The sequence below is a fragment of the Pseudomonas sp. BN505 genome (assembly GCF_029873175.1).
In the GTDB taxonomy this organism is placed as follows: domain Bacteria; phylum Pseudomonadota; class Gammaproteobacteria; order Pseudomonadales; family Pseudomonadaceae; genus Aquipseudomonas; species Aquipseudomonas putida.
Genome location: NZ_SSOI01000056.1, coordinates 215 through 15681, shown reverse-complemented (window position 1 = coordinate 15681; position 15467 = coordinate 215). Strand labels below are relative to the sequence as shown.

Annotated in this window: 15 protein-coding genes; 10 read left to right on the top strand and 5 right to left on the bottom strand. The window is 63.0% G+C overall.

From position 1 onward, the window contains the following. The first annotated feature begins 42 nt into the window (after positions 1 to 42). The 5 genes from cysM (at position 43) to E8E78_RS18660 (ending at position 6162) form a co-directional block, all read left to right on the top strand. Positions 43 to 942 (top strand): cysteine synthase CysM, encoded by a 900-nt coding sequence (gene cysM / locus E8E78_RS18680; RefSeq protein WP_041167848.1) that lies wholly within the window; start codon positions 43 to 45, stop codon positions 940 to 942. Continuing rightward, a complete protein-coding gene (rlmD, locus tag E8E78_RS18675; protein ID WP_280312014.1) occupies positions 943 to 2301 on the top strand; it encodes a 23S rRNA (uracil(1939)-C(5))-methyltransferase RlmD in 1359 nt (452 codons plus the stop codon). It abuts the gene before it with no gap. Positions 2302 to 2397: 96 nt separating this feature from the next. Continuing rightward, positions 2398 to 4638 (top strand): GTP diphosphokinase, encoded by a 2241-nt coding sequence (relA, locus tag E8E78_RS18670; protein WP_019473071.1) that lies wholly within the window; start codon positions 2398 to 2400, stop codon positions 4636 to 4638. Between the two features lie 124 nt (positions 4639 to 4762). Continuing rightward, entirely contained in the window at positions 4763 to 5596 is an 834-nt protein-coding gene (gene mazG / locus E8E78_RS18665) for a nucleoside triphosphate pyrophosphohydrolase (protein WP_049276301.1), read from the top strand. Positions 5597 to 5622: 26 nt separating this feature from the next. Beyond that, positions 5623 to 6162, top strand: coding sequence for a DUF2058 domain-containing protein (locus E8E78_RS18660; protein WP_016501111.1), 540 nt, complete (start codon positions 5623 to 5625; stop codon positions 6160 to 6162). Positions 6163 to 6207: 45 nt separating this feature from the next. Here the strand turns inward: E8E78_RS18660 and E8E78_RS18655 are convergent, their stop codons facing one another. The 4 genes from E8E78_RS18655 to purM form a co-directional block, all read right to left on the bottom strand. Beyond that, on the bottom strand, positions 6208 to 6390 hold the full coding sequence (locus E8E78_RS18655) for a hypothetical protein (protein ID WP_016501110.1): 183 nt from the start codon (positions 6388 to 6390) through the stop codon (positions 6208 to 6210). 233 nt (positions 6391 to 6623) lie between these two features. After that, positions 6624 to 7334 carry a DUF3108 domain-containing protein gene (locus tag E8E78_RS18650; RefSeq protein WP_016501109.1) on the bottom strand — a complete coding sequence of 237 codons (711 nt, stop codon included), beginning with the start codon at positions 7332 to 7334 and terminating at the stop codon, positions 6624 to 6626. A gap of 8 nt (positions 7335 to 7342) precedes the next feature. Beyond that, positions 7343 to 7996, bottom strand: a complete 654-nt coding sequence (purN, locus tag E8E78_RS18645) for a phosphoribosylglycinamide formyltransferase (protein WP_049276304.1) — start codon at positions 7994 to 7996, stop codon at positions 7343 to 7345. After that, positions 7996 to 9054, bottom strand: a complete 1059-nt coding sequence (gene purM, locus E8E78_RS18640) for a phosphoribosylformylglycinamidine cyclo-ligase (RefSeq protein ID WP_049276305.1) — start codon at positions 9052 to 9054, stop codon at positions 7996 to 7998. Before purM ends, purN begins: the two co-directional genes overlap by 1 nt. Before the next feature lie 255 nt (positions 9055 to 9309). Between purM and E8E78_RS18635 the strand changes: the two genes are divergently transcribed. The 5 genes from E8E78_RS18635 to E8E78_RS18615 all read left to right on the top strand — a co-directional run bounded on the left by E8E78_RS18635 (position 9310) and on the right by E8E78_RS18615 (position 13822). Then, complete coding sequence (locus E8E78_RS18635) at positions 9310 to 10377, top strand: DUF2066 domain-containing protein (RefSeq protein ID WP_059396231.1); 1068 nt, start codon at positions 9310 to 9312, stop codon at positions 10375 to 10377. 12 nt (positions 10378 to 10389) lie between these two features. After that, on the top strand, positions 10390 to 11463 hold the full coding sequence (locus tag E8E78_RS18630) for an AI-2E family transporter (protein ID WP_059396230.1): 1074 nt from the start codon (positions 10390 to 10392) through the stop codon (positions 11461 to 11463). Between the two features lie 210 nt (positions 11464 to 11673). Continuing rightward, positions 11674 to 12381: a DnaA regulatory inactivator Hda gene (hda, locus tag E8E78_RS18625; protein WP_016485270.1), complete on the top strand. Its 708-nt coding sequence runs from the start codon at positions 11674 to 11676 to the stop codon at positions 12379 to 12381. A 126-nt stretch (positions 12382 to 12507) separates the two neighbouring features. Beyond that, the gene (locus E8E78_RS18620) at positions 12508 to 13149 is read left to right on the top strand and encodes an NlpC/P60 family protein (RefSeq protein ID WP_041167847.1); all 642 of its coding nucleotides are present in this window, start codon (positions 12508 to 12510) and stop codon (positions 13147 to 13149) included. Between the two features lie 139 nt (positions 13150 to 13288). Beyond that, the gene (locus tag E8E78_RS18615; protein ID WP_016501104.1) at positions 13289 to 13822 is read left to right on the top strand and encodes a C40 family peptidase; all 534 of its coding nucleotides are present in this window, start codon (positions 13289 to 13291) and stop codon (positions 13820 to 13822) included. A gap of 56 nt (positions 13823 to 13878) precedes the next feature. On the opposite strand, the gene E8E78_RS18610 is transcribed toward E8E78_RS18615, so the two are convergent. Beyond that, a complete protein-coding gene (locus tag E8E78_RS18610; protein ID WP_197899384.1) occupies positions 13879 to 15186 on the bottom strand; it encodes a sorbosone dehydrogenase family protein in 1308 nt (435 codons plus the stop codon). Positions 15187 to 15467: the final 281 nt, after the last annotated feature.

Genomic DNA, 15467 nt, shown 5'->3' with positions numbered 1-15467 from the left:
GGTATGATAGGCGCCCCTGCCGTCCGGATTGTGAAATACACCATGACCTTGCAGTACCCAACCATCGCCGATTGCGTCGGCAATACGCCCCTGGTTCGCCTGCAGCGCATTGCTGGTGAAACCAGCAACACCCTCCTGCTCAAGCTCGAAGGTAACAATCCTGCCGGCTCGGTGAAGGACCGCCCGGCGCTGTCGATGATCACCCGCGCCGAACTGCGGGGCCAGATCAAGCCCGGCGACACCCTGATCGAAGCCACGTCCGGCAACACCGGTATCGCCCTGGCAATGGCGGCGGCGATCAAGGGCTACAAGATGATCCTGATCATGCCCGACAACTCCACCGCCGAGCGCAAGGCCGCCATGACCGCCTATGGCGCCGAGTTGATCCTGGTGACCAAGGAGGAGGGCATGGAAGGCGCCCGCGACCTGGCCGAGAAGCTGCAGGCCGAAGGCCGCGGCCTGGTGCTCGACCAGTTCGCCAACGGCGACAATCCGATTGCCCACTACAACAGCACCGGCCCTGAGATCTGGCAGCAGACCCAGGGCAACATTACCCATTTCGTCAGCTCCATGGGTACCACCGGCACCATCATGGGCTGCTCGCAATACCTCAAGGAGCAGAACCCGGCGGTACAGATCATCGGGCTGCAACCGATGGAAGGCTCGGCCATACCGGGCATTCGCCGCTGGCCCGAGGAATACCTGCCGAAAATCTTCGACGCCACCCGCGTCGACCGCGTGGTCGACATGTCGCAGCAGGAAGCCGAAGACACCACCCGCCGCCTTGCCCGTGAAGAGGGCATTTTTTGCGGCGTGTCCTCAGGTGGTGCGGTTGCGGCCATGCTGCGCCTCTCCCGCGAAGTGGAAAATGCCGTGATGGTCGCCATCATCTGCGACCGCGGCGACCGTTACCTGTCCACCGGCCTGTTTGATCCGAGCTAAATGTCCAAGAAAAAAAGCAACAGTGGCCTGCGCTTCCAGCCGGCCGGCGGCAACCGCACTCCCCAGGTCCCCGTGGGCAAGAAGCAGCGCCTGGACATCGAGCGCCTGGCCGGTGACGGCCGTGGCATCGCCTTCCTCGACGGGCGCACCTGGTTCGTCAGTGGTGCACTGGCCGGTGAGGCCGTGGAGGCGCGGGTGCTCAACGCCCGTGGCAAAGTGGTCGAGGCCCGCCTGGAGCGTCTGCTGCAGGCCAGCCCTGAGCGCCGTGAGGCACCGTGCCGCCATTATGCGCGCTGTGGTGGCTGCAACCTGCAGCATCTGCCGCATGAAGCGCAGCTGGCGCTCAAGCAGCGCACCCTTGCCGAGCAACTGCAGCGGGTGGCCGGCGTGCAACCCGAGGAATGGGCCGCACCTCTGAGCGGGCCGGAATTCGGCTACCGGCGCCGAGCCCGTGTGGCCGTGCGCTGGGACGTCAAGGGGCGTCAGCTGGAGGTGGGCTTCCGTGCCGAAGCCAGCCAGGACATCATTGCCATCGACGATTGCGCAGTGCTGGTACAGCCCTTGCAGTCCATTCTGCGCCACTTGCCGACGGTGCTGCGCTCGTTGAGCAAACCGCAGGCGCTGGGCCACGTGGAACTGTTCAGTGGCACCGCCGAGGCAGTGTTGGTGCGCCACGTTGCGCCGCTGCCGGCAGAAGACCTGGCAAAGTTGCAGGCGTTCTGCGAACAGGCCAATGCCCAGCTGTGGCTGCAAGGTGAAGATGAGCCGGCGCCGGTGGACCCTGCCGCGCAACTGGGCTTTGCCCTGGCGCCGTGGCAGCTTGAGCTGGCCTGGCGCCCAGGTGACTTCGTGCAGGTGAATGCCCAGGTCAACACGGCGATGATCGAGCAGGCCCTGGGCTGGCTCGCGCCGCAACCCGACGAGCGGGTGCTGGACCTGTTCTGCGGCCTGGGCAACTTTGCCCTGCCGCTGGCCCGCAAGGCCCGCGAGGTAGTGGCTGTCGAAGGTGTGCAGGCCATGGTCGATCGGGCTGCGGCCAATGCCCGGAACAACAATGTGCATAACGCACGGTTTTTTCAGGCCGATTTATCGCAGCCTTTGGCAGGCACCGGATGGGCCGCCGAGGGCTTTTCTGCGGTACTCTTGGATCCACCGCGCGACGGTGCGTTCGAGGTGGTGCAAGGCATCGCACGCCTCCAGGCCAAACGGCTGGTTTACGTATCGTGCAACCCGGCCACGCTGGCGCGAGACGCGCAGGTGCTGGTCGGCCAGGGGTACCGGTTAAAAAGGGCCGGGATTCTCGACATGTTTCCTCAAACGGCGCATGTCGAGGCCATGGCGTTATTCGAAGCGGGCTAGCAGACTGGCCCCTTGGTGTGGCTTCCATGGAATGGCAGCCACACGGTGATCGCCAGCGCACCCGTGTGGTGCGCTGTATGGAAAGGTAAAACAAAGATGGTACAGGTGAGAGTGCACCAGCCGGTCAACACCGACGGCAGTATCAATCTCGAAGGATGGTTGGACCATGTGGTAAGCGTCGATTCGGCACTGGATCGCGCAGCGCTCAAAGAAGCCTGCGAGTTTGCCCATGAGATCGAGAAAAAGGGCAACCCGGCCAAGCATTCCTGGGCGGACGGTACGTCCAGCTTCCAGGCGGGCCTGGAAATTGCCGAAATCCTGGCTGACCTCAAGCTGGACCAGGATTCCCTGGTGGCCGCGGTCATCTACCGTTCAGTACGCGAGGGCAAGGTGACCTTGGCCGAGGTCAGCCAGCGGTTCGGTCCGGTGGTGTCCAAGCTGATCGACGGCGTGTTGCGCATGGCTGCCATCAGCGCCAGCCTCAGCCCGCGGCAGTCGCTGGTGCTGGGCTCGCAGGCGCAGGTCGAGAACCTGCGCAAGATGCTCGTGGCCATGGTCGATGATGTGCGTGTGGCACTTATCAAGCTGGCCGAGCGTACCTGCGCGATCCGTGCGGTCAAGGCCGCCGACGACGAGAAACGCCTGCGTGTCGCGCGTGAGGTATTCGACATCTATGCGCCGCTGGCGCACCGCCTGGGTATCGGCCACATCAAGTGGGAGCTGGAAGACCTGTCCTTCCGCTACCTCGAACCTGACCAGTACAAGCAGATCGCCAAACTGCTGCACGAGCGCCGGCTGGACCGCGAACGCTTCATCAGCGACGTGATGAACCAGCTGCAGAACGAGCTGCTGGCCACGGGCGTCAATGCCGACATCAGCGGCCGGGCGAAACATATCTATTCGATCTGGCGCAAGATGCAGCGCAAAGGCCTGGAATTCAGCCAGATCTACGACGTGCGTGCAGTGCGCGTGCTGGTGCCGGAAATTCGCGACTGCTACACCGCGCTGGGTATCGTGCACACGCTGTGGCGGCACATCCCCAAAGAGTTCGACGACTACATCGCCAACCCCAAGGAAAACGGCTACCGCTCGCTGCATACCGCAGTGATCGGCCCCGAGGGCAAGGTGCTGGAGGTGCAGATCCGCACCCACGGCATGCATGAAGAGGCCGAGCTGGGGGTTTGTGCCCACTGGCGCTACAAGGGCACCGACGTCAAGCCCAGCTCCAACCATTACGAAGAGAAGATCTCCTGGCTGCGCCAGGTGCTGGAATGGCACGAAGAGCTGGGCGACATCGGTGGCCTGGTCGAGCAGTTGCGGGTCGACATCGAGCCGGACCGGGTCTACGTGTTCACCCCTGACGGCCACGCCATCGACCTGCCCAAAGGGGCGACCCCGCTGGACTTCGCCTACCGTGTGCACACCGAGATCGGCCACAACTGCCGGGGTGCCAAGATCAACGGCCGTATCGTGCCGCTGAACTACAGCCTGCAGACCGGTGAGCAGGTGGAGATCATCACCAGCAAGCACGGCAACCCCAGCCGTGACTGGTTGAACTCCAACCTGGGCTACGTCACCACCTCGCGGGCGCGGGCCAAGATCGTGCACTGGTTCAAACTGCAGGCGCGTGACCAGAACGTCGCCGCCGGCAAGACCTTGCTCGAGCGCGAGCTCAGCCGCCTGGGCTTGCCGCAGGTGGACTTCGAGCGCCTGGCCGAGAAGACCAACGTCAAGACTGCCGAGGACATGTTCGCCTCGCTCGGCGCGGGCGACCTGCGCCTGGCCCACCTGGTCAACGCCGCCCAGCAGTTGCTGGAGCCCGAGCGTATCGAGCAGATCGAACTGGTGCCGCGCAAGCCGACCGGCCCGCGTACCGGCAAGCGTGGCGACATCCAGATTCAGGGGGTCGGCAACCTGCTGACGCAGATGGCCGGGTGCTGCCAGCCACTGCCGGGCGATGCCATTGTCGGTTACATCACCCAGGGCCGAGGCGTGAGCATCCACCGCCAGGACTGCGCCTCGGTGCTGCAACTGGCGGGCAAGGAGCCGGAGCGCATGATCCAGGTGAGCTGGGGGCCGATCCCGGTGCAGACCTACCCGGTCGACATCGTCATCCGCGCCTACGACCGCCCAGGGCTGCTGCGCGATGTGTCGCAGGTGCTGCTGAACGAGAAGATCAACGTGCTGGCGGTGAACACCCGCTCGAACAAGGAAGACAACACAGCGTTGATGTCGCTGACCATCGAGATTCCGGGCCTGGATGCGCTGGGGCGCCTGCTGGGGCGGATCTCGCAGTTGCCGAACATCATCGAGACGCGGCGTAATAGAACCCCTTGAGACCGGGGCGCCTGCTTCGCGGGTAAACCCGCTCCCACAGGTACGTTACAGGTGCTTGATCCTGTAGCCATCCTGTGGGGGCGGGTAAGCCCGCGAAGAAGCCACCGCCGAAGGACCTGCCTAGATGACCTACACCCTCGAAGACCTGCTGCACCTCATGGCCCGTCTGCGCGACCCGCAGTACGGCTGCCCGTGGGACCTGAAGCAGAACTACGCGAGTATCGTTGCCCACACCATCGAGGAAGCCTATGAGGTCGCCGACACCATCGAGCGCGGCGACTTCGAGCACCTGCAGGGTGAGCTGGGCGACTTGCTGTTCCAGGTGGTCTACTACAGCCAGCTGGCCCGGGAAGAGGGGCGTTTCGAGTTCGATGGCGTGGTGGACAGCATTACCCGCAAGCTGATTCGCCGCCATCCGCATGTGTTCCCCACTGGCGAGCTCTATGCACCGCTGGACACCCCCAGCCTGAACGAGGCCCAGGTCAAGTCACGCTGGGAAGAGATCAAGGCGCAGGAACGTGCCGAGAAAAGCACGCCCGAGCAATTGTCGCTGCTCGACGACGTACCGTCGGCCTTGCCGGCCCTGTCACGGGCAGCCAAACTGCAGAAACGTGCGGCCACGGTCGGTTTCGACTGGCCGGAAGCATTGCCGGTGCTGGACAAGGTGCGCGAAGAGCTGGATGAAGTACTGCAGGCCATGGCCGACGGTGATGCCGATGCGCTCGAGGATGAGGTCGGCGACCTGTTGTTTGCCGCCGTCAACCTGGCTCGCCATCTCAAGCAAGACCCTGAAAATGCCCTGCGCCGCGCCAACCGCAAGTTCGAGCGACGTTTCCGTTTTATCGAGCAGGCATTGCGCGACAGTGGCCGCCCCATTGAAGATTGTAACCTTGACGAACTGGACGCCCTTTGGGGGGAAGCCAAACGTCAGGAAAAGAACCTGCCCAGCTGCGGCTGAGCTGTTGCATAAGTGAGTGAACATTCATGAGCCTTTCCCTTCGCGACCAATTGCTCAAAGCCGGTCTGGTCAACCAGAAACAGGTCTCGCAGACCAACAAAGCTGAAAAGAAACAGAAGCGCATGGAGCACAAAGGCCAGGTCGAAGTCGACGACAGCCAACAGCGCATCGCCAAGGAAGCCATGGCCGAAAAGGTCAAGCGCGACCAGGAACTGAACCGCCAGCAGCAGGAAAAGGCTGAGCAGAAAGCCCGTGCCGCACAGATCAAGCAGTTGATCGAAGCGACGCGCCTGCCCAAGCTGAACACCGAGGATTACTACAACTTCGTCGATGACAAGAAGGTCAAGCGCATTGCCGTCAACGCCCTGATGCGGACCCGGTTGAGTAACGGCGCACTGGCGGTCGTGGCGCATGCCGGCGGCTATGAGGTCATTCCCCGTGAGGCGGCGGTGAAGATCCAGGAGCGCGACCCCAACCGCATCCTGTTGCTCAACACCCATGTCGAGGAAGCGGACGAGGACGACCCGTACGCTGCCTACAAGATCCCGGACGACCTTATGTGGTAAACGCGAAAAACCCCGCCTTGGCGGGGTTTTTCATTTGAAGAGTGCTCACTGCGTGGTGCGCTGGCTTTCCAGGACTTCCAGCTCTGCGCGGTACTGGTGCGCTTCGTGTTCATTGTGGAACATGCCCACCAGTTGGCCTTGTTGGTGCACATCCCAGATCCGCACGCCAGCGGCCAGGCCTTCGTGGGACATTTTCGATTCGTCGCGTTCGGTTACTTGGACTGTCATCGGTAAACTCCACTTCTTCAGTTGGCTGCGACAGTGTGTCGCACACCCTCTTTATAGAGTTTGTTAGCAGGCTAAGTAAATAAAACAGCCATGAAACAAGTTTCATGTACGGCTTCCAGGCCTGGCTTTTTGTAGGAGCGGCCTTGTGTCGCGACAGGGCCGCAGAGCGGCCCCGGAAAGCATGAAAAAGCCCCGCACTGGGCGGGGCTTTGGGGGCAGCAGGCGGTGCTGGATCAGTTGCCTTTCACCGGCTTGCCATCGACCGTGCCATCCTGCAGCACGATCACGTACTCCTTGCCATCCGTCTCGACCTGGCGCAGTTGCACCAGCAGGTAGTCCCAGTTCTTGGCGAACCACAGCTCGGTGATGCGCTTGCTCTGGCTCGGGTCGCGCACACGCTCGACCTTCACTGCATCAACCTGGCCGGTCTTGGTGGCGACCTTTTCAGTGCCCAGCACGCGGAAGTCGTAGGTGTCGATCTCGTCACCGTCAACGACCTGGTAGGTCATGCTTTTCTTGCCGGCGGCTACATCATGCTGCAGGGCCAGCTGGTAGGACGACTTGTCCAGCACGCCGCGGTTCAGCGGCAGGCTGACTGCATCGCCACGGTCGCTGCCGGTGACCTTCTTGCCGGTCCAGTCGAAGTTCAAATCGACCTTCTTGGCTTTGCCCAGGCCGCCGCGCTCGAAGTGGTACTTCTGCGGCAGCAGGGTGTCGTTTTCCAGGCGCAGGGTGCTTTGCTCGGTCAGGCTGGCGATCATCATGGAAGCCTTGAAGTTAAGGTCCCAGGTACCGTTGGCATTCTTGACCAGGCTGCGCTCGGCGGTGCCACTCATGGGCAGCTGCTTCCAGTCGGCGGTGTAGCTGGCCGAGAAAGGCTTGAGATCAGCTGCCTGGAGGGGCAGGGCAAGCACGGCGAGAGCCAAGAGCAGGGCGCGACGCATAAATTCTCCTAGGATCGAATCAAGTGACCGCTGGCCGCCAGCGGCTGGCCATCCAGTAATGCACCCTGTTCGCCGAGGCGCAAGCGCCCTTCAGCGAACCAGCGCACCGCCAGCGGGTAGATCAGATGTTCCTGGTGGTGTACCCGCTGGGCCAGGCTTTCGACGGTGTCGTCAGACGCCACCGGTACAACAGCCTGTACGACCAGTGGGCCGCCATCGAGTTCCTCAGTCACGAAGTGTACGCTGCAGCCATGCTCGGCGTCGCCTGCCTCTAGCGCCCGGCGATGGGTATGCAGGCCCTTGTATCTGGGCAGCAGCGACGGGTGGATGTTGAGCAGGCGGCCCTGATAGTGGCGTACGAAGCCGCCACTGAGGATGCGCATGAAACCGGCCAGCACAACCAGGTCCGGGACAAAGCCGTCGATGCGCGCCATCAGCGCGGCATCGAAGGCTTCACGGCCGTCGAACTGGGTGTGGTCGAGCACGACGCAGTCGATGCCGGCCGCCGCCGCACGTTGCAGGCCGTAGGCATCGGCGCGGTTGGAAACCACCGCACGGATACGCACCGGGCTGTCCTGCCCTTGGCAGCTGTCGATCAGGGCTTGCAGGTTGCTGCCGGAGCCCGACAGCAGTACCACTACATTGCAGGTCTTGCTCGGCATCAGTGTGCCTTGAGGTTCTGCAGCTCGACCTGGGCGGCGCCTTCGGCGGCTTCGGCGATGTGGCCGATGACCCATGGCTGCTCACCGGCGGCGCGCAGTTCGTTCAGGGCAGTTTCGACCTGGTCCTGGGCTACGCAGATGACCATGCCGACGCCGCAGTTCAGCACGCGGTGCATTTCATGCTCGTCGACGTTGCCTTTTTCCTGCAGGAAGTCGAATACCACCGGGCGCTGCCAGCTGGCCACGTCAACCACGGCCTGGGCGTTTTTCGGCAATACGCGCGGGATGTTGTCCAGCAGGCCGCCACCGGTGATGTGGGCCATGGCCTTCACGGCACCGGTGTTCTTGATCAGCTGCAGCAGCGGCTTGACGTAGATGCGGGTAGGCGCCATCAGCAGGTCGGTCAGCGGCTTGCCTTCCAGCTGGGTGTTCTCGATGTCGGTGGCGGAAACTTCGAGGATCTTGCGGATCAGCGAGTAGCCGTTGGAGTGCGGGCCCGAGGACGGCAGGGCGATCAGCGCGTCGCCAGTGGCAACCTTGGAGCCGTCGATGATCTCGGCCTTTTCCACCACGCCGACGCAGAATCCGGCCAGGTCGTAGTCTTCGCCTTCGTACATGCCAGGCATTTCGGCGGTTTCACCACCAACCAGCGAGCAACCGGCCAGTTCGCAACCGGCGCCAATGCCGGTAACCACGGTGGCGGCCACGTCTACGTTCAGTTTGCCGGTGGCGTAGTAGTCGAGGAAGAACAGCGGCTCGGCGCCGCACACCACCAGGTCGTTGACGCACATGGCGACCAGGTCCTGGCCGATGCTGTCGTGCTTGTTCAGGTTCAGCGCCAGGCGCAGCTTGGTGCCGACGCCGTCGGTGCCGGAGACCAGCACTGGCTGTTTGTAGCCGGCCGGGATCTCGCAGAGGGCGCCGAAGCCGCCCAGGCCACCCATGACTTCAGGGCGTGCAGTGCGCTTTGCCACGCCCTTGATGCGTTCGACCAGTGCTTCGCCGGCGTCGATGTCTACACCGGCGTCCTTGTAGCTCAGGGAGGGTTGCTTGCTCATTGATCCAGGCCTTTAGGAGGGAGGGATTCTTAAAAACGACCATGACGGCCAAGACCGGCGGGTAAGCGGCGGCTGCCTGAAACATCAGTGGTCTGTGAAGGCGCGCGATTTTATCAGGGTTGCCGGGCAGCGGCCATCCTCAGGCCGACGGGCAGGGCGGTAAATTGTTGAAAAAGGGCCGAGGGTGGTTGATGTGGTTGCATGTGTATAAGCTGCAAGTAGCGAGCTTCGTGCTCGACTGGACAGGAATCCTCCATGCGTTTTTTCAATATTCTGGCAGCCGGTTGCCTGGCCCTGATAGCGGCCACCGCTCAGGCTGAAAATGTCTCCGGCCTTTATCAGGTACGCGAGCCGGTCACAGGGCAGGGCCCTGAAGCCCGTACCGCAGCTACCGCCAAAGCCCTCGACACGCTGGTGCTGCGCCTGACCGGCGACGCCAAGGCCGCGCAGAGCCCGGCGCTGGCCGCGCTGCGCAAGGACCCGCAGCAAATCATCAACCAGGTTGGCAGCGAAGCCGGCCCGCCCGAGTCGGTGCTGGTGGAGTTCGACCCCGGCAGTACTGAGCGTGCCCTGCGCAAGGCCGGCCTCGCGCTGTGGGGCAGCAATCGGCCTTCGATTCTCGGCTGGTGGCTGAATGACAGTGTCGACGGCAGCAGCCTGGTCGGTGACGGCCAGGCCAGCGCCCAGCCTCTGCGTCGTGCCGCCCAGCACCGTGGCCTGCCGCTGCGCCTGCCGCTGGCCGACCTGCAGGAGCAACTGGTGGCCAATGCCAAGCAGATCGAAGGCAGCGACCCGGCACCGTTGCGTGAGGCCTCCGAGCGCTATGGCGCCGACGCCTTGCTCGCGGTACATGCTCAGGAAGCCGATGGCAAGTGGCAGGGCAAGTGGCAACTGTGGCTGGGCGACCAGCGTGAGCAGGGTACTGCCGAAGGGGCCGACCCGGCAGCCTTGGCCGATGCGGTGATGCTGGCGGTAAGCAGCCGCCTGGCGCCGCGTTATGTCGCCCGCCCGGGCGCCAGTAGCCAGATGCAGGTGCAAGTACAGGGGATGAGCCTGCAGCGCTATGCCGAGCTTGCCCGCGTACTTGAGCCCTACGGCCCGCGCCTGAAGATGGTTGAAGGCACCACCCTGACCTATGGCGTGACCGGCAACCGCGAGCAATTGCGTGCCCAGCTTGGCCTGGCCAAGTTGCAGGAGCTACCCGTCGAGCAGGCGCCTGCAGTGCCCGTTACGCCAGCCCCGGTCGCGAGTGCAACGGGTGAGCAACCCGCGCCGGCCTCGCCTGCGCCCAAGCCGTTCGACGGCCTGCGTTTTCGCTGGTAAAGGGAGCATACCTTGATCGATGTTCGTCGCTGGATCTGGCTGGGTGCAGCCCTGCTGATCGCTGTGCTGCTTTATAGCTTGCACAATATTCTTACACCGTTTCTGGTCGGCATCCTGCTGGCCTATCTGGCCGACCCGCTGGTTGACCGCCTGGAGCGCCTGGGGCTTTCGCGCACCTGGGGCGTGGTGGTGGTGTTCGGCTTGTTCACCTTGTTACTGATGGCCTTGCTGCTGGTGCTGGTGCCGATGCTGGCCAAGCAGCTGGTGCGCCTGTACGAGCTGGCGCCGCAGATGCTCGACTGGCTCGAACAGGTGGCGCTGCCATGGGTGCAGGGTCGTCTGGGCCTGGCCGATGGCTTCTGGAAGTTCGACAAGATCAAAGCCGCCATCGGCTCGCACATGGGGCAGACCACCGATATCGTGGGCATGCTGTTGTCCCATGCCACCGCCTCGAGCCTGGCGTTGATGGCCTGGTTGGCGAACATGGTGCTGATTCCTGTGGTGGGCTTCTATCTGCTGCGCGATTGGGACCTGATGATGGCCAAGCTGCGCGGCCTGCTACCGCGCCAGCGTGAGCCGCAGGTGATGGGCCTGGCTGGCGAATGCCATGAGGTACTGGGGGCATTCGTGCGCGGGCAACTCATGGTGATGGTGGCCTTGGGTATCATCTATTCGGCCGGGCTCATGCTGGTGGGGCTCGAACTGGGTCTGCTGATCGGCATGCTCGCGGGCCTTGCGGCCATCGTGCCGTACATGGGCTTCATCATCGGCATTGGTGCCGCGCTGGTGGCTGGCCTGTTCCAGTTTGGCGGTGACCTGTACCCGATGCTGGGCATCGTCGCGGTATTCATGGTCGGGCAGGCGCTGGAAGGCATGGTGCTGACCCCGCTGCTGGTGGGCGATCGCATCGGTCTGCACCCGGTTGCGGTGATTTTTGCCATTCTTGCCGGTGGTGAGCTGTTCGGCTTTACCGGGGTGCTCCTGGCCCTGCCGGTGGCGGCGGTGATCATGGTGCTGCTGCGTCATGCCCATGACTTGTACAAGGAGTCGGACATGTACGCCGGGGACATTGACCCGCAGCTGTGATGGCCGGGATCGTCTTGGGGGTTGGGGCGGCGCTCGATCTCACAGGCGCCGAATATCGAATGACTTGCACCATCAGCCCCAAAAAATAGCGCAACTTGTTGATTTTGCTTGCGCTATCTATTGCCGTGATTGTGCGCCTCGCGTTGCGGGTATAGACTTTGCAGATTGTTCACCAAAGGCCCCCTGCGGTCCTGCTGACCGCCCGCGAGCATGAAACCACCGATCCAGTTGCCCCTGGGTGTGCGCCTGCGCGATGACGCCACCTTCATCAACTACTATCCGGGCGCCAATGCTGCGGCATTGGGTTACGTCGAGCGGCTATGCGAAGCCGACGCCGGCTGGACCGAGAGCCTTATCTACCTGTGGGGCAAGCAGGGTGTTGGCCGTAGCCACCTGCTGCAGGCCGCCACCCATCGTTTCCAGCAACGTGGTGAGCCCGCCGTCTACCTGCCGTTGGCGCAATTGCTCGACCGTGGCGTAGAGGTGCTCGACTACCTGGCCCAGTACGAACTGGTCTGCATCGACGACCTGCATGTGATTGCAGGCAAGGCAGACTGGGAAGAGGCCATGTTCCACCTGTTCAACCGCCTGCGCGACAGCGGCCGGCGCCTGCTGCTGGCCGCCTCGGCATCGCCACGGGAGCTGCCGATCAAGCTCCCCGACCTGAAGTCGCGCCTGACCCTGGCCCTGGTGTTCCAGATGCGTGGCCTGTCCGACGAAGACAAGCTGCGCGCCCTGCAATTGCGTGCTTCGCGCCGCGGCCTGCACCTTACCGACGAAGTCGGCCACTTCATCCTCACCCGCGGTGCGCGCAGCATGAGCGCGCTGTTCGACCTGCTCGAACGCCTCGACCAGGCCTCGCTCCAGGCACAACGCAAGCTCACCATCCCTTTCCTCAAGGAAACCCTCGGCTGGTAATCCCCTGAAAACCCTGGGCCAGAGCGGCAAAACAGAAAAGTCACATCTTTTTCGATAAAATTTGCAAATGGCCATGATAGAGGGCATAGTTTCCCCCTCTAAAGGATTACAGACACGGTCGTGCCCATGCTAAAGCGCTTCGCACCCCTCGTGCCACTCGCACTCGTGACCCTGCTGTTTGGCTGCGCGGCCCAAGGCCCAGCTTCTCAGGTTCAGGATCACACCCCGGTCGCCGCACAATCGGTGATCAAGGCCAAGGCCTCGTCCTCGTCGGTATTCGGCGAACCGGAAGAGCTGGCCACTGAAGATGACCTGGAGGCTTTCTCCAGCAACAGCAAGCCTTACCAGCTGCCAGTGCTGGCGGACAGCATTCTCGAGCGCGGCATGTCGTTGATCGGTACCCGCTACCGCTTCGGTGGTACCTCGGAAAAGTCTGGTTTCGATTGCAGTGGTTTCATCGGCTATCTGTTCCGCGAAGAGGCGGGCATGACCCTGCCGCGCTCCACGCGTGAAATGATCAACGTCGATGCCCCGAAAGTGGCACGCAACAAGCTCAAGCCAGGTGACTTGCTGTTCTTCAGCACCAATGGTCGCGGCCGCGTCAGCCATGCCGGCATCTATCTGGGTGACAACCAGTTCATCCACTCCAGCAGCCGCCGCAGTGGTGGCGTGCGCATCGACAGCCTCGGTGACCGCTACTGGAGCAAGACCTTCATCGAAGCCAAGCGTGCCTTGGCCATGGCGCCGACCAACATCGCGCGCAACTGATGGCAAAATGATATATCCTGCCGCGGCGGCGATGCTTTGAAAAAAGCTCGCCGCCGTGCGCATTTATAGAAAGCGTCTAATCTAAATTCTCAACTCTTTTCGGCTGCTGCGCAGCGGTCTCAGACAGGATGTTCTGGCCATGATAAAGATGGCGCGCTTCGCATTTCTCTCCTTGGCGGCATTGCTTGCTGCCTGCTCCAGCCGTGCGCCTGCGCCGGCCCCTGTGGTTCAGCCGCAGGTTAGCTATAGCCAACCGAGCCCTTCGCCGATTGCCGATGACGTGCTGATCCGCGCCATAGGCCTGGTGGGTACGCCTTACCGCTGGGGCGGCAACACCCCGGACTCCGGCTTCGATTGCAGTGGTTTGATCAAATACGTCTACCGTGATGCGGCCGGCATCAGCTTGCCGCGTTCCACGCGGGAGATGATCGTCATGCGTGCACCGACGGTGGATGCCAAGGCGCTGCAATCCGGTGATCTGGTGTTCTTCGCCACCAGTGGCGGCTCGCAGGTCAGCCATGCAGGCATTTATGTAGGGGAAGGGCGCTTCGTGCATGCGCCCTCAACGGGCGGCACGGTGCGATTGGACTACCTGTCCAACAGCTACTGGGCCAAGGCCTATCTGCAAGCCAAGCGTGTGATTCCGCCAGGGCATTTGGCACAGAACCCCTGATTCTCAATGCCTGAAGCAGCGGCCCCGTTCGGCGGGGCCGGTACAGGCCGTCAGGTTCAAGGTGCTTTGCTCACCCGCCAGATGACATTGCCCACATCGTCGGCCACCAATATCCCGCCTTTCCCGTCGTTGATCACTCCCACCGGTCGCCCCATCGCCTTGCCATCGCTGTCGAGAAACCCGGTGAGCAGGTCGATAGGGTGGCCTGCAGGTTTGCCTGCACGGTCGAAGGGTACGAACAACACCTTGTAGCCACTGTGTGGTTTACGGTTCCACGACCCGTGCTGGCCGACCAAAGCGCCCTGTTCGAAAGGCGGTGGCAACATGCCAGGTTTGACAAATGCCAGCCCCAGTGATGCGGTATGCGGGCCCACCGCGTAGTCGGGCGCTAGCGCTTGGGCCACCTTCTGCGGGGCCTGCGGGTGTACCCGTTGGTCTACGTGCTGCCCGTAGTAACTGTATGGCCAGCCATAGAAGCCGCCGTCTTTCACTGAGGTGATGTAGTCCGGCACCAGGTCGCTGCCGATTTCGTCACGTTCGTTGACTGCTGTCCACAAGGCGTTGCTGTGCGGCTCCCAGGCCAGTCCGTTGGGGTTGCGCAGGCCGGTGGCGAACAGCCGGTGCTTGCCAGTTGCCGGGTCCACTTCCCAGATCGCGGCGCGGCCTTGCTCTTTTTCCATGCCGTTTTCCCCGACGTTGCTGTTCGAGCCAACCGTGACGTAGAGCTTCTTGCCGTCGGGGCTTGCGATCACGTTCTTGGTCCAGTGATGGTTCAGCGGCCCGCCTGGCAGCTCGGTCACCGGGTGGCCCTTGTCGGTCACCTGCATGGCCCCCGGTTCATAGTGAAAGCGCAGCAGCCTGTCGGTGTCGGCCACGTACAAGTCCTTGCCCACCAGCGTCATGCCGAACGGTGAGTTGAGCCCTTCGATGAAAGGGCTGCGGATTTCTGCCACGCCATCGTGGTCGGCATCGCGCAGCAGGGTGATGCGGTTGGCGCTGGGTACGGTCGCGCCGGCGCGTTTCATCGCCTTGCCCATGGCCCAGCCGCGGATGCCCTTGCCATCTTCGGGCTTGGGTGGCGCGTTGGTTTCGGCCACCAGCACATCGCCGTTGGGCAGCAAGTAGAGCCAGCGCGGGTGGTCGAGACCGCTGGCGAAGGCTTCGACTTGCGTGCCTGGTGCTGCGGTCGGCTTGTTGCCTTTTGGCCAGCCGACGGCGGGGGCGATGTTTACGGTGGGGATCAGTGTCTTGACGGGGGCGGGGAGGCTAGGGGTTGGCCCGCTGCCCTCGTTTACGCTCAAAAGGGCTGTTTCGCCGCAGCCTGCCAGGCTGGCTGCGACTAACCAAGGCATCAGGCATTTCATGTGCGGCGTCCTCTCAAGAAGCCTGTTGAATTGAGAGGCCGGCCGTGTCCGCCAGGTTCCCCACCGTTTGCTCTTGCTGATGCTGTTGCTGTTGCTGTTGCTCTTGCTCTTGCTTCGGCTTTTGCTTCTAAGCGCGCGGTAGTTCAGGCGACGCAGATTGCGACTTCAGGAGGCCGAGCGCAGGGCTTGCGGAGGGAGGTGACGGGCATGGATGCCCGTCAAGCGCTGGGCCCCAGGATGGGGCCTGCAGCGCGGTCCTCCCGGGAGCAAGCCCGGAGCGA

Bases quoted from the DNA above. Each gene is read 5' to 3' on its own strand.
- mazG (WP_049276301.1), top strand. From the start codon at position 4,763: ATGACCTACACCCTCGAAGACCTGCTGCACCTCATGGCCCGTCTGCGC.
- E8E78_RS18650 (WP_016501109.1), bottom strand. From the start codon at position 7,334: ATGCGTCGCGCCCTGCTCTTGGCTCTCGCCGTGCTTGCCCTGCCCCTC.
- E8E78_RS18620 (WP_041167847.1), top strand. From the start codon at position 12,508: ATGCTAAAGCGCTTCGCACCCCTCGTGCCACTCGCACTCGTGACCCTG.
- E8E78_RS18610 (WP_197899384.1), bottom strand. From the start codon at position 15,186: ATGAAATGCCTGATGCCTTGGTTAGTCGCAGCCAGCCTGGCAGGCTGC.
- relA (WP_019473071.1), top strand. From the start codon at position 2,398: ATGGTACAGGTGAGAGTGCACCAGCCGGTCAACACCGACGGCAGTATC.
- E8E78_RS18615 (WP_016501104.1), top strand. From the start codon at position 13,289: ATGATAAAGATGGCGCGCTTCGCATTTCTCTCCTTGGCGGCATTGCTT.
- E8E78_RS18655 (WP_016501110.1), bottom strand. From the start codon at position 6,390: ATGACAGTCCAAGTAACCGAACGCGACGAATCGAAAATGTCCCACGAA.
- E8E78_RS18660 (WP_016501111.1), top strand. From the start codon at position 5,623: ATGAGCCTTTCCCTTCGCGACCAATTGCTCAAAGCCGGTCTGGTCAAC.
- hda (WP_016485270.1), top strand. From the start codon at position 11,674: ATGAAACCACCGATCCAGTTGCCCCTGGGTGTGCGCCTGCGCGATGAC.
- cysM (WP_041167848.1), top strand. From the start codon at position 43: ATGACCTTGCAGTACCCAACCATCGCCGATTGCGTCGGCAATACGCCC.
- E8E78_RS18635 (WP_059396231.1), top strand. From the start codon at position 9,310: ATGCGTTTTTTCAATATTCTGGCAGCCGGTTGCCTGGCCCTGATAGCG.
- rlmD (WP_280312014.1), top strand. From the start codon at position 943: ATGTCCAAGAAAAAAAGCAACAGTGGCCTGCGCTTCCAGCCGGCCGGC.
- purM (WP_049276305.1), bottom strand. From the start codon at position 9,054: ATGAGCAAGCAACCCTCCCTGAGCTACAAGGACGCCGGTGTAGACATC.
- purN (WP_049276304.1), bottom strand. From the start codon at position 7,996: ATGCCGAGCAAGACCTGCAATGTAGTGGTACTGCTGTCGGGCTCCGGC.